This is a genomic window from uncultured Campylobacter sp. (assembly GCF_938030785.1).
Lineage (GTDB): Bacteria > Campylobacterota > Campylobacteria > Campylobacterales > Campylobacteraceae > Campylobacter_B.
Genome location: NZ_CALHIK010000068.1, coordinates 1 through 12,538, shown reverse-complemented (window position 1 = coordinate 12,538; position 12,538 = coordinate 1). Strand labels below are relative to the sequence as shown.

The 12,538-nt window shown below is 50.1% G+C and carries 11 protein-coding genes and 1 pseudogene; 5 read left to right on the top strand and 7 right to left on the bottom strand.

Features of this window, described 5'->3' with window-relative positions:
* The 7 genes and pseudogenes from carB to Q0438_RS03515 form a co-directional block, all read right to left on the bottom strand.
* Nucleotides 1–824 (bottom strand): annotated as a pseudogene (gene carB / locus Q0438_RS03545) (carbamoyl phosphate synthase large subunit); the annotation flags it as partial.
* Entirely contained in the window at nt 824–1,573 is a 750-nt protein-coding gene (gene mreC / locus Q0438_RS03540; RefSeq protein WP_299187448.1) for a rod shape-determining protein MreC, read from the bottom strand. The pseudogene carB and the gene mreC, both read right to left, overlap by 1 nt.
* Nucleotides 1,566–2,600, bottom strand: a complete 1,035-nt coding sequence (locus tag Q0438_RS03535; RefSeq protein ID WP_297916013.1) for a rod shape-determining protein — start codon at nt 2,598–2,600, stop codon at nt 1,566–1,568. Before Q0438_RS03535 ends, mreC begins: the two co-directional genes overlap by 8 nt.
* A gap of 15 nt (nt 2,601–2,615) precedes the next feature.
* Nucleotides 2,616–3,854, bottom strand: coding sequence for an ATP-dependent protease ATP-binding subunit ClpX (gene clpX / locus Q0438_RS03530; RefSeq protein ID WP_299187445.1), 1,239 nt, complete (start codon nt 3,852–3,854; stop codon nt 2,616–2,618).
* Nucleotides 3,854–4,642, bottom strand: a complete 789-nt coding sequence (gene lpxA, locus Q0438_RS03525) for an acyl-ACP--UDP-N-acetylglucosamine O-acyltransferase (protein WP_299187443.1) — start codon at nt 4,640–4,642, stop codon at nt 3,854–3,856. Before lpxA ends, clpX begins: the two co-directional genes overlap by 1 nt.
* Nucleotides 4,642–5,091, bottom strand: a complete 450-nt coding sequence (gene fabZ / locus Q0438_RS03520; RefSeq protein WP_297915899.1) for a 3-hydroxyacyl-ACP dehydratase FabZ — start codon at nt 5,089–5,091, stop codon at nt 4,642–4,644. Before fabZ ends, lpxA begins: the two co-directional genes overlap by 1 nt.
* Nucleotides 5,092–5,124: 33 nt before the next feature.
* Nucleotides 5,125–6,258 (bottom strand): epoxyqueuosine reductase QueH, encoded by a 1,134-nt coding sequence (locus Q0438_RS03515; protein ID WP_299187441.1) that lies wholly within the window; start codon nt 6,256–6,258, stop codon nt 5,125–5,127.
* A 65-nt stretch (nt 6,259–6,323) separates the two neighbouring features.
* Here Q0438_RS03515 and Q0438_RS03510 point away from each other — a divergent pair, with 65 nt between their 5' ends.
* The 5 genes from Q0438_RS03510 to purF all read left to right on the top strand — a co-directional run.
* A complete protein-coding gene (locus Q0438_RS03510; RefSeq protein ID WP_299187439.1) occupies nt 6,324–9,686 on the top strand; it encodes a DUF748 domain-containing protein in 3,363 nt (1,120 codons plus the stop codon).
* Nucleotides 9,687–9,736: 50 nt separating this feature from the next.
* On the top strand, nt 9,737–10,498 hold the full coding sequence (gene dapB, locus Q0438_RS03505) for a 4-hydroxy-tetrahydrodipicolinate reductase (RefSeq protein ID WP_299187436.1): 762 nt from the start codon (nt 9,737–9,739) through the stop codon (nt 10,496–10,498).
* A gap of 16 nt (nt 10,499–10,514) precedes the next feature.
* Nucleotides 10,515–10,844 carry a nucleotidyltransferase family protein gene (locus Q0438_RS03500; protein WP_299187434.1) on the top strand — a complete coding sequence of 110 codons (330 nt, stop codon included), beginning with the start codon at nt 10,515–10,517 and terminating at the stop codon, nt 10,842–10,844.
* Entirely contained in the window at nt 10,837–11,193 is a 357-nt protein-coding gene (locus Q0438_RS03495; protein WP_299187433.1) for a HepT-like ribonuclease domain-containing protein, read from the top strand. Before Q0438_RS03500 ends, Q0438_RS03495 begins: the two co-directional genes overlap by 8 nt.
* Nucleotides 11,194–11,204: 11 nt before the next feature.
* On the top strand, nt 11,205–12,538 hold a 1,334-nt coding region (gene purF, locus Q0438_RS03490), incomplete at its 3' end, for an amidophosphoribosyltransferase (protein WP_299187432.1).

Genomic DNA, 12,538 nt, shown 5'->3' with positions numbered 1-12,538 from the left:
ACGCCGATCTCGCGTAAAATTTTAAAACTCGCGTCGCGCATCGCCTGATATTCTTTATCGGTGAGCGTTAGAGCGGGCGCAACCGTGATGGAATCTCCCGTATGCACGCCCATCGGGTCGAAATTTTCGATCGAGCAGACGATGATGCAGTTGTCCTTATGATCGCGGATCACCTCCATTTCGAACTCTTTCCATCCAAGCAAGCTCTCTTCGATCAAAATTTCATTTATAGGGCTCACGTCTAGCCCGTTTTGCGCGACCTCTTTAAACTCGTCGATATTGTACGCCACGCCGCTGCCTGCGCCGCCTAGGGTGTAGCTAGCGCGGATAATGAGCGGAAAGCCGATCTCATTTGCAGCAACCATCGCCTCTTCGATATTGTAAGCGTATTTGGATTTAGGCAGATCCATTCCGATCTTAATCATCGCCTCTTTAAATTTTACCCTATCCTCGCCCTTTTTGATCGCTTCGGGGTTGGCGCCTAGAAATTTCACCTCCGCTAGCTCGCCGCTTTCGTAAGCCTCCATCGCGACGTTTAGCGCGACCTGTCCGCCCATAGTAGGCAGGATCGCATCGACGCCCTCGCGCTTTATGATACGCAAAATGCTCTCTTTGGTGATCGGCTCGATATAGGTAGCGTCGGCAAAATCGGGATCGGTCATAATGGTAGCGGGGTTAGAGTTTATTAGCACTACGCGATATCCGAGGCTCTTTAGCGTCTTAGCCGCCTGCGTACCGCTGTAGTCAAACTCGCACGCCTGGCCGATTACGATAGGGCCGCTGCCGATCAGCAAAATCGTCTTAATATCATCTCTTTTGGGCATCAATTTTCCTTTGTAACGACATACAAAAACGCCGGCATACTCGGATTCACGTATGGCTCCAGTACGGCGCTTTTGTATAACTTTCCGTTTTGAATCTCTTTGACCTTCCCCACAGGCACGCCGGCAAAGAAAATTTCATCTTTCCCGCTCGTAAAAACCTCGTCGCCCACCTTGGGGTCAAGCCATTGCGGGATGTATCTGACTACGAGCTCGTTTTTTTCGCCGCCCGCGACGCCCGGAATTTGAGCATCTCCTATGAAAACGGAGAAGTTGCTCTTTTCGTCGCGCTGCAAGATCGCAAGCGGGCGCCCGTCTTTATTCACTAAAATTCCTGCGGTCTTGCCCTCGCTAATCAGACCGTAAACCTTGCTCGGGTTAAAATTTTCAAAATTTACGAAGAATTTGTTGTAGTCGTTTAAATTTGCATAGCTCATCGCCTTTACGAGCTGAACCTTGGGCTCGTAAACGGAGCTATTTTTATCGATCAAAATTTTATTGAGCTCGCCCGCGAACGTGCTAAGCAACATCGCCGATTTTTTCAGCTCGGCATTTTCTTCTCGTAGAGCCTTAATCGTCTCGGCTTGGTTAAAATGCTCGTTCACCGCGCTTTTAATCCTGCCGCTTACGCCGTAATACACCTCTAAAATTCCGCCGGAAAATCCGATAAATTTACCGTGGATATATGAGCCGAACGTAAGCGAAACGGCCACTAACAAGACTGCGACTAGAAGCAGTTTGAGATTAGTCATTTGCCGTTTGTTTTAGCGTTTTAATCTCTTCTAGGGCTTTGCCGGTGCCGTTTGCGACGCACAGAAGCGGCTCATCTGCTACAAAAACCGGAAGCTTCACCGTGTCGCTTAGATACTTATCTAATCCTCGAATGAGCGCGCCGCCGCCCGTTAGCACGACGCCGTTTTCGACGATATCGGCTGCGACTTCGGGTTGTATGCTTTCTAGCACGAATTTCAGCGCGTCCGCGATCTCTCTTATCGAATCTTTAATCGCCTCTCTTACGTCTTCGCTCGTAAGATCGACCGAGCTTAAAAGCCCGCTGATCTGATCTTTTCCTTTAACGGCATAGGTTAGATCTTTTTGCTGCTGCACCGCCGTGCCGATCTTAATCTTAATCTCCTCAGCCGCGCGCTCGGATATAAGCAGGCTATATTTTTCCTTGACGTAGTTAACGATACTCGCATCGATCTTATCGCCCGCGACGCGGACGGATTTGGCGCTGATGATACCGCCTAAAGAGATAACGCCGATCTCGGTGGTACCGCCGCCGATATCTACGACCAACGAGCCGCGCGCTTCATTTACCGGAAGCCCCGCACCAATCGCCGCAGCCATCGGCTCTTCGATTAGATAAACCTCGCGCGCACCCGCTATCATCGCGCTTTCTCGCACGGCTTTGCGCTCGACCTGAGTTAGCCCGTAAGGAACCGAGATGATGATGCGCGGGCTTACGAAAAAGCGGCGCTTGTGGGTCTTTTCGATAAAATACCTAATCATCTTCTCCGTCATATCAAAATCCGCGATAACGCCGTCCTTCATCGGGCGCACCGCTTCGATGTCGCCTGGAGTTCGTCCGAGCATCTCTTTGGCTTCGGCGCCCACGGCGATGATTCTTTGCTTGCCGTAGCGCTCATTTTGTACCGCTACGACGCTCGGCTCGTTGATGATGATGCCTTTATCTTTTAGTAGCACCAGCGTGTTTGCCGTGCCTAAATCGATGCCCATATCCCTTGAAAATAATCCTAGAATCGAATCAAGTAACATTTATCCCCCTTAAATTTATGCAGTTAAATTTTGTTTTACAAGTATCGGCTTAGAGACGCCGTCTACGACCTCTTTCGAGATGATGACGTCATAGCCCTTAAGCTCAGGCAGATCAAACATAATATCGATCATGATCTCCTCGATTATGCTGCGAAGTCCGCGCGCACCGGTTTTGCGCTTGATCGCAAGGCTCGCGACCTCTCTTAGCGCGTCGCCATCAAATTTTAAATTTGCGCCGTCTATCGCAAAGAGCTTTTGATATTGCTTTAAGATCGCGTTTTTCGGCTCGGTTAAAATTCTAACCATAGCCTTTTCGTCGATCTCATTTAGCGTAGCCACTACGTGCAATCGCCCGATGAGCTCGGGGATTATGCCGTAATGCACCAGATCGTCGGCCTCGACCATGTTTAGTAAATTTAAACTCTCTTTCTTGCTGCGCTTTGTTTGGTTAAATCCAAGCACGTTCTGCCCGATACGGCGGTTGATGATCTCGTTTAGCCCGTCGAATGCGCCGCCGCAGACGAATAGGATATTAGTAGTATCGATCTGGATAAAGTCCTGATTTGGATGCTTGCGACCGCCCTTCGGCGGGATATTTACGACGCTTCCTTCGATGATTTTAAGTAGCGCTTGCTGTACCCCTTCACCGCTTACGTCGCGCGTGATGCTGCGATTTTCGCTCATTCGCGCGATCTTATCGATCTCGTCTACGAATACGATACCGCGCTGCGCCTTCTCTACGTCGCCGTCCGCAGCCTGCAAAAGGCGGGTGAGGATGTTTTCTACGTCCTCGCCGACGTAGCCCGCTTCCGTTAGGCTCGTAGCGTCGCTAATGGCGATCGGCACGTCCAAAAATTTCGCCAAAGTCTGCGCCATAAGCGTCTTGCCGCTGCCGGTAGGGCCGATAAGCAAGATATTTGATTTTGAAATTTCGGTGTCGTCGCCCTGCGCGTCGGTCTGCCTGAAAATTCTTTTATAGTGGTTGTAAACGCCGACGCTAAAAATTTTCTTAGCGCGCTCCTGACCGATGACGTAGCGGTTTAGAACCTCCATCAGCGCCTTTGGCTTGATAGCCTCGAAATCGATCTCTTTATTTTGATTTTGTACCGCCTCATTTTGACCTTCGCTGCCGTGGATAGCGGCGTATGCCATATCGATACAATAGCTGCAGATAGCCGCCGTACCGTTGTCGTTAGGATAGATACGACGCCCGTCTGCGCCCGTCTCACCGCAAAAACTGCACTTATTTGCCATTAAATTTTACCTTTATCTAGCGGAATTCCGCGTTTTGTGTTGATTATAAACTCGCACATCTTGCGCACGTTTTGATCGCTCGTTTCGTTTAATAAAATTTGCGCCTGCTCCTTTAAGCCCGTGCCTTGGTTGAATAAAAATTTATACGCCCGATTTATCGTCTCGACCGTCTCTTTATCGAAGCGGCGGCGGATGCCCGTTAAATTTAGCCCGCGGATATAGGCGCGATTTCCCTCGGCTAGGCAAAACGGCACCACGTCCTGACTAAGCGCGCTAGCCCCCGCGATCATGCAGCTCTCGCCGATTTGGACGAACTGATGTACGGGGGTAAGCCCGCCGATAACGGCATAATCGCCCATTACGACGTGGCCTGCGAGCGTGGCGTTGTTGGCTAGGATTATGTTGCTTCCCAGCACGCAATCGTGCGCGATGTGGCAATACGCCATCATAAAGAGATTATCGCCGATGCGCGTAAATCCGTCACCCTTATGCGAGCCCGAGCTGATTGTGCAAAACTCGTGAATCGTAGCGTTTTTGCCGATGATTAGCCCCGTTCGCTCGCCCTGCTTAAAACTCATATCCTGCGGGATTTCGCCCACGATCGCGTATGAAAAAATTTTAGAGCCCTCGCCGATTTGCGTATCGCCGACGATGCGCGCCCCCTGCTTGATCGTGCAGCCGTCGCCGATTTTCGCCTGCGCGCTTATGAAAGCATACGGCTCGATCACAACCTCGGCTCCGATCTGCGCGCCGTCCTCAATAATCGCCGTGTGGTGAACTTTAGCCATCATTTATCCATTATCATCGCTTGAAGTTCAGCCTGCGCGGCCAGTGTGGCGCCGTCGTTGATGTAGGCTTCGCCCTTTAGCACCCAGATGCGTCCGCGGTGTTTGATTACGCTGATACGATACTCAAGCTTGTCGCCGGGGCGGACCGGGTTTCTAAATTTAGCGTTATCGATACTCATAAAATACACGACTTTATCGCTTAAATTGGCGCCGTCTTTCTCCATGCTCTTAAACGCCAGCACGCCGCCTGCCTGCGCTAAGCCCTCGATTATCATAACGCCCGGATAGATCGGATGGCCGGGGAAGTGGCCCTGAAAGATCTGCTCGTTGTAGGTTACGTTTTTATAGGCCTTTATACTTTCGCCTATGCTGAGCTCTTCGACGCGATCTATCAGCAAAAACGGAAAACGATGAGGTAGGATGGAGAGGATTTCGTTTATATCTATCATTGATCTGCCTTTTTTAGAAATTTTAGAATCTTATCAAATTCTTACTAAAATTTCCCTAACGTCTAAAAATATGCGCGAGAGCCCGTAAATTTGAACTTTGGCGGCTCTTATCTCGTCCGTGACGATGATCGGCGAGAGCGAGCCCGCAGCGCACAGGGCGGCGCGAGTTTTATTTTGGCGCGCTAGACTCGGCGGGTTTTTTAGCATTTCGGATACGCTTTTGAAATTTGATCTTGAAATTTCGTTAAATTTCGCCAGGCTTAAAATTTTAATCTCGCCCTTGTCGCTGCAAAAAATTTCGCACTCGCGCTCTATGCTAAATTTTACGTTTTCGCGCATAAAATGCGAGCCAAATAGCACAAACGAGGGCACTACACGCCCGTCAAATTTAATCCATGCGCGCAACAAGCGGTAGTTTAAAAATCGATCGCGCAGCACGCTAAATTTAACCCCTTTTCTTTCAAGCGCACAAAGCTTTTTGTAAAATTTCAATTTCTCCTCTACCGAAGCGGGCAGGATCTGCCGATCGATAGACGACATTAGCTCGTAAATTTCGGCGCCTTGGGCTAAATTTCGCTTCAAATCCGTCGTCAGACTTCCGCCCGAATTTCGCTCGGCCTTTCGTTGATCATTCCGCTGCGCCGCAAGTGCATAGATGCAGCCGCAGTAGTTTTGATGATACAGCGCGTCTTTTTTCGCGAGCGCAAACTGCTCGTTCGTGCCGCCGTTTTTGCGAAAATCGGGCGCGATAAACTCCAGTCCGTAGCGCTCACAAATGCGCTGCAATGAGGCGCAAAGCTGAGGGTACGATTTTTTGGGACTCATAAGAAGCGTCGTAGTGATTTTGAGTTCGCCCAAACTTAGCGCGAGCTCGGCTGTTTTTTGCATGCGAAAATCAAAGCAAAACTCGCAGCGCGCGCCCTTTTCGGGCTCATTTTCAAGCCCGCGCACACCGTCTAGCCAGCCCTGCAAATTATACTCGCCCGGGATAAATTTAATCCCTAAATTCTCGCAAACCCGCTTTGCGTCGTGCATTCTAAGAACATATTCGCCGTAGGGGTGGATGTTTGGATCGTAGAAATAGCCTATTAGCGGCTCTTGCGTGAGCTCTTTTAAGCGGCGCAAAAAATAATCGCAATCGACCGAGCAGCAGATGTGAACCAGCAAAATTTAACCCTTTGCACGAAATTTTTGGATATAATTTTACGCTATCAAAATTAATGAGCGGAAAAATGAAAAAATTTTTTATAAAACACCGACGTAAGTTTGCTTGCGGCTTGGGCGGATTTGCGCTGTTTTACGTGCTTGCGGGCTTTTTCGGCGTGCCGCTTTTTATCGAAAAGGCGCTGCCTAAAATTCTAGAAGGCAGAGCAAACTTTAGCGTGCAGGACGCCAAATTTAACCCCTTTACCTACGAGCTAAATATCACGCGCCCCGAGCTTAGCACCTTTAAGCCGCTGTTTAGCGCCGATGAGATAAATTTAAAAATCGGCTTTTCAAAGCTTTTTAAAAAGACTCTCGCAGTAGAAATTTTGCATCTTAAATCCCCTAAATTTCACGTCGAGCGCGAGCAAAACGGCACCTTCAATTTTGAGCCGCTACTTTCGGAGCAAAAGAGCGAAAGTAAGGATGAAAACTCCAGCTTCAACGTCACGCTGAATAATTTTAAGATCGAGCGCGGCTCTCTGGGCTACGTCGATAACTCCCTGAAAAAGCCGTTTTCGCTCATCTCGACCGAGCTAAATTATGAGATCAACGGGCTAAATTTAAAGGACGAAACGATCGGCGAGCACGATTTAAGCGCCGTTTCGCGCACATACGACGCGCTGAGCTTCGATGGAGCCATCGACCTGGCGCCTCTTCGTCTGCACGGCAAGGTAGATATCTCGCGGCTGAAAATCGATCCGTTTTGGCTATCGTATCTCGATCCTAGCGGCGTGCGGTTTAAAAACGGCTTCCTTTCCGCCGAGCTGAATTACCGATTGAGCCTCGATGAAAATATAAAATTTGCGCTTGAAAACTCAAAGCTCGAGCTGCAAAGCCTAGAAATTTTGCAAGATCAAAATTTAATTTCTCTAGACTCGCTAAAAATCCCGAGCTTTAGCCTAAATACGGACGTTTCGAATGAAATTTCAGGCAAAGTGATGATTCCGAAAGTTCTATTTTCGGGCGCAAAATACGATATGAACGAAACCAAAATTTCCACAGGCTTTGAGGGTGCGCAGGTCGCGGATTTTGCGCTGGATTTTAATAAAACGGGCGCGAACTTGCGGCTAAACTCCGCCGTAAAAAGCGTAGATCTAAACCGCTCAAGCTTTGCAAACCCGCAAATTTCGGTCGTCTCAAACGACACTAAAATCACGGAAAATTTCTTAAAATTTAACGCCGAAGGTAACGATACGGCCCTTCATACGGGTTTTGGCGCCTTTAGTATCGCGGATACGCAGATTACGCTCGCGCGCAGCGATAAAATTTCGGTCGCCGCAACCGAGCTGGGCGCGTTTAGCTACGACAAAGAGGGCGCGCAAAACGGCGTAAGCCTGGAGTTTGCTAAAATTTCAAACTCCAAAATCGCAAACAAAAACGGAATTTTTAGCGGATTTGAAAGCTTCGGCGTGCAAGGGGTTAAATTTAACGTCGCGGATCTCGATCTGGGTGTGGATAAAATTTTGCTAAACGAGCCGTTTTTCAACTCGGAAGTGGGCGTTAACGGCGCCAAAAGCATAAACGATCTGGCTATTTTAAGCGCGATTTCTAAAAATCCCGCGAGCTTTAAAAAAACGGCGAGCGCGGGCGATACAAACCCGGCGGACGCAAACTCTACGGCAAGCGGCGCAAATTCAGATTCTAAAAAGCCCGCCAAAAGCCCCGCTTTAAAATTTAAGATCGGCGAGGCCTCCGTAACGGGCGCAAAGGCTAAGATCGGCGAGAGCTTTATCGTTAAAAACAATGTGCACGAGATCAAGGATTTCAGCGCCACGCTAAGCGGGCTAAGCTCGAATTTCGCCGAGCCCTTCGGTATCAAAGCAAGCCTTATCACGGGCGAGATCACCGCTAGCGCGGACGGCAAGGTTAGCATCGCGCCGCTTAACGTAGGCGTGAGCTTTAGCCTAAATGCGCCAAATTTGAGCGTTTTTAACAGATACGCGGCGGAATTTATCACGGGCTCCATCGCAGGCGAGCTTTCTACGCAAGGGCAGCTGAAGCTTTCAAACGCATTCTCGCTCGAAGCGAAGCTATCGGGCAAGGGCTTGGCGCTAAGCTCGGGCAGGGATAAAATTTTCTCCCTTGCGTCGCTGAATGTCGCGCAAATCGCGCTAAGCCCAAGCTCTCTCACGCTAAACAAGATCGCTCTTGGCTCACCCGCGGCAAATATCTCGCTAAATAAAGATAGGCGTTTAAATTTGCTCTCGCTGATAAAGCCCGCCGCGCAGGCAAAACAGACCGCAAAGCCCGCCGAAGCTGCGCCTAATAGATCCGCAAAAAGCAAGGCAAGCTTTGCCTGGAGCGTAAAAAATATCTCGCTTAGCGGCGGCAGTTTAAATTTTACCGACGAGAGTCTAGCAACGCCCTTTAAACTGCGCATCAGCGATATGAAAGCAAGCATCAGCGAGATCAGTCCGAAGCGGGCGGCGGATATCAAGCTTAGCTCGCTCGTAAGCGGAAGCGGGCTAGCGAGCATCACGGCGCGCGTCTATCCGCTGGATTTTAAACGCAAAAGCGATATAAACGTCGTTTTAAAGGAGATCCCGCTTGTGCCCGCATCGCCCTATACCGCCAAGTATATCGGCAATGAAATCGCAGGCGGTAAGTTAAATTTAAAACTCGCCTACAAAATCGACGATGGCAAGCTAAACGCAAGCAATGATCTAAATTTAGACCGCTTCGAGCTCGGCAAAGAGGTGCAGAGCAAGGACGCGCTGAGGCTTCCGATCGGCCTAGTCGTATCGATCCTAAAGGATAGCGACGATCAGATCGATATTAGCTTGCCTCTAAGCGGCACGCTAAGCGATCCGAAATTTAGCTACGGCGCGCTCGTTTGGGGCGCGGTCAAAAAGCTGCTCTCGGATATCGTGTTAAGCCCGTTTAGATTTATGGGAAAGATCGCGGGCGTAGATACGAAAAAGCTCGAAAGTATCGATTTTGAGGCGGCGAGCAGCGAAATTTTAATCAGCGAAAGCTCCAAAATAGATGATTTAGCCAAGGTCGCAAAAGCCAAGCCCGAACTTAAGATCATCCTAAACTCCGCGTATAACGAAAAGCTCGATACTCACGAGTTTAAAAGGCGCTCGCTGCAAAATACCCTCACGTTGATGTCTAATAAACAAGGTCTCTCCACGGATGAAGCCATAGCGGCGCTTAAGATCAAATACGGCATCAAATCCGGCGGCGATGAGGCGATGGAGGAGCTGATAGGGGCGCAGAAATTTACCCGTTCGCGTCTTGATGAGTTAGCCCTTGCCAGGGCGACTGCCGTGCAAGCGGCACTCGTGCAGCGCGGTGTAAGCGCCTCTCGCATAGAGATCAAAAAACCAAGCGAAGCCGAGCTTAAACAAAACAGCTTTATCCCGCTAAGTCTCGGCGTAGAGAGGTAGTGTAAGCAAAATTTGGCTATACTAAGCGGATTAAAATTTAAGGAGCGGCGATGATAAATATAGGAATTCACGGCGGAAGCGGCAGAATGGGCACGATGATCTACGAGTGCCTGAAAAATTTCGATCAGGTGCGAGCAAGCGTGATCTACACGGTCGCGCCGCTTGATTATACGCCAAGCTGCGCCGTAGTAAGCAGCTACGACGAGCTTTTTAGCGGCTGCGACGTCGTGATAGACTTCACGATCCGAGACGGCGCGATAAGCTTAATGAAATTTGCGCTTTCGCACCCAAAGCCGCTTTGCATCGGCACGACGGCTCTAGGAGAGGAGGGCGAGCGGCTACTGCACGAGTGCGGCGCAAAGATGCCCGTGCTGCACGCTACGAATATGAGCCTGGGCGTCGCGGTGCTAAACAAGCTCGTAGCGCTTGCCAGCAAGAGCCTGCGCGATTTTGACTGCGAAATTTTAGAGATGCACCACCGCCACAAAAAAGACGCCCCGAGCGGTACGGCAATGAGCCTTGCGGAAAGTGCCGCAAGCGCGCGAGGGCTAGATTTAAAAGATGTGCGCGTAAGCGGTCGCGACGGGCTCATCGGTGAGCGCGGCAAGGACGAAATCGCCGTGATGTCGCTGCGCGGAGGCGACATCGTCGGACGCCACACCGTGGGATTTTACGGCGATGGCGAATTTATCGAGCTAAATCATACGGCAACTTCGCGCGCGACCTTTGCCAGAGGCGCGATAAAGGCCGCAGTATGGCTAGCGCCCCAAAATAGGGGGCTTTACGGTATCGACGACTGCTTAGGAATCTAGACCTTTGCGGCTAAATTTGAGAGGAAAAATGCCTACAAAAGATGAAATTTTAAATTTTCTGCGCGAGCTAAAGCCCGAGCTTGAAAGCTTTGGAATTTACAAAGTCGGGCTATTCGGCAGCTACGCCAAAGGCGGAGCGAATATCGCTTCGGATATCGACGTAACTATCGAAAGTAGCGAGCAAACAATCGCTCGTCTTGGCGGCGGTATGCGAACGTTTATATATTTAGACGAGCTAAGAGGACGAATCGCTAATAAATTTAAAATTTCGGTAGATATATGCGATACTGCATCGATGAGCGATGAAAAGAAGCTAAAGCTACTAGAAGGAGCTATCTATGTATAATAAGAGGAATTTACAAAGGCTTGAGTTGATCTGCAAAAAGATAGACGCGATACAACAAATCTGCAAAATCGGTGTTGAAAAAGCGCTTGCTGACGAACTTCGCGACCGGCCAGCGGTAATAATGCATCTAATCTCTTGCAACGAGCAACTGCAAAAAATTCAAGATAGCGGCGATATGGAAATTCTAAGTATATTCGCACCAAGCGATATAGCAGGATTTCGCGGGATCAGAAACGCTTCGGCACACGATTACGAAGGATTAAATTTAGCCATCGTTCAAAGCGTAATTAGCGACTACCTGCCGAGTATAAAACAAAATATAGATAAATTTCTAAAAAATAAAATTTAAGAGGTTAGAAAATGTGCGCAATCGTGGGAGTCATAAATTCCGAAGGTGCGGCTAAGACCGCGTATTACGGGCTTTTTGCCATGCAGCACCGCGGCCAGGAGGCAAGCGGCATAAGCTCGAGCTTTAATCATCACATCAAAACGATCAAAGCCACGGGGCTCGTGACGGAGGTTTTTAGCCCCGCGAGTTTTGAAATATTAAAGGGAAACATCGCAATCGGCCACAACCGCTACGGCACCGCGGGCGCAGACAGCCTAAAGGACGCGCAGCCGGTAGCCGGCAACTACGCTCTGGGGGAGATCTCGATCGTTCATAACGGAAATTTGATCAATAAAGACGAAATTCGCCGTAAGCTCGTAAGCGAAGGGGCGATCTTTCAGTCCAACATGGATACCGAAAACATCCTGCACCTCATCTCGCGCTGTAAGCAGGAGCATCTAAAAGACCGCATCATCGAAGCGCTGAATCAGTGCGTGGGCGCGTATTCGCTTCTGATCCTGAGCCGCTCGAAGATGTTTGCCGTGCGCGATCGCTACGGCGTGCGTCCGCTCAGCATCGGCAGGCTCAAAGACGGCGGCTACATCGTCGCGAGCGAAACCTGTGCGTTTGATCTCGTAGGAGCCGAGTTCATCCGCGACGTAAAGCCCGGCGAGATGGTGATCTTCGAAGAGGGCAAGGATGAGTTTAGCTCGGTTCAAATTTTAAAAGCCGCGGAGGCTAGAATTTGCGCGTTTGAATACATCTACTTTGCGCGCCCAGACAGCGTCGTAGAGGGCAAAAACGTATATGAGGTCAGAAAAAAACTGGGCGCTGCGCTCGCGCGAAAATGCGGGAGTTTAAAGGCTGATTTCGTCGTGCCCGTGCCCGATAGCGGCGTGCCGGCGGCGCTGGGTTTCGCGCAAGAGAGCAAGCTGCCCTTCGAGATGGCGATCGTGCGCAACCACTACATCGGCCGCACCTTCATCGAGCCGACGCAAGAGGTGCGAAATTTAAAGGTCAAACTCAAGCTAAACCCGATCGGCGCAGCACTTCACGGCAAAAGCGTCGTCGTCGTGGACGATAGCATCGTGCGCGGCACCACGAGCAAAAAGATCGTCGAGCTTCTGCGCCATGCGGGCGCGGCGCGCGTACATATGTGCATCGCAAGCCCGGAGCTAAAGTATCCCGAGCGCTACGGCATCGACACGCCGAGCGTGCGCGAGCTGATCGCCGCAAATATGAGCACGGATGAAATTTGCAAATTTATAGGCGCCGACAGCCTCACGTTCCTTAGCGTGCCGGAGCTCGTAGAGGCGCTTGGGGGCGAGCGCAAATACTCGCTCGTAAGCTTCGACGGCGATTATTT

Coding starts and splice junctions, on each gene's coding strand:
- mreC (WP_299187448.1), bottom strand. CDS start 1,573: ATGACTAATCTCAAACTGCTTCTAGTCGCAGTCTTGTTAGTGGCCGTT.
- clpX (WP_299187445.1), bottom strand. CDS start 3,854: ATGGCAAATAAGTGCAGTTTTTGCGGTGAGACGGGCGCAGACGGGCGT.
- Q0438_RS03510 (WP_299187439.1), top strand. CDS start 6,324: ATGAAAAAATTTTTTATAAAACACCGACGTAAGTTTGCTTGCGGCTTG.
- Q0438_RS03535 (WP_297916013.1), bottom strand. CDS start 2,600: ATGTTACTTGATTCGATTCTAGGATTATTTTCAAGGGATATGGGCATC.
- fabZ (WP_297915899.1), bottom strand. CDS start 5,091: ATGATAGATATAAACGAAATCCTCTCCATCCTACCTCATCGTTTTCCG.
- dapB (WP_299187436.1), top strand. CDS start 9,737: ATGATAAATATAGGAATTCACGGCGGAAGCGGCAGAATGGGCACGATG.
- lpxA (WP_299187443.1), bottom strand. CDS start 4,642: ATGGCTAAAGTTCACCACACGGCGATTATTGAGGACGGCGCGCAGATC.
- Q0438_RS03495 (WP_299187433.1), top strand. CDS start 10,837: ATGTATAATAAGAGGAATTTACAAAGGCTTGAGTTGATCTGCAAAAAG.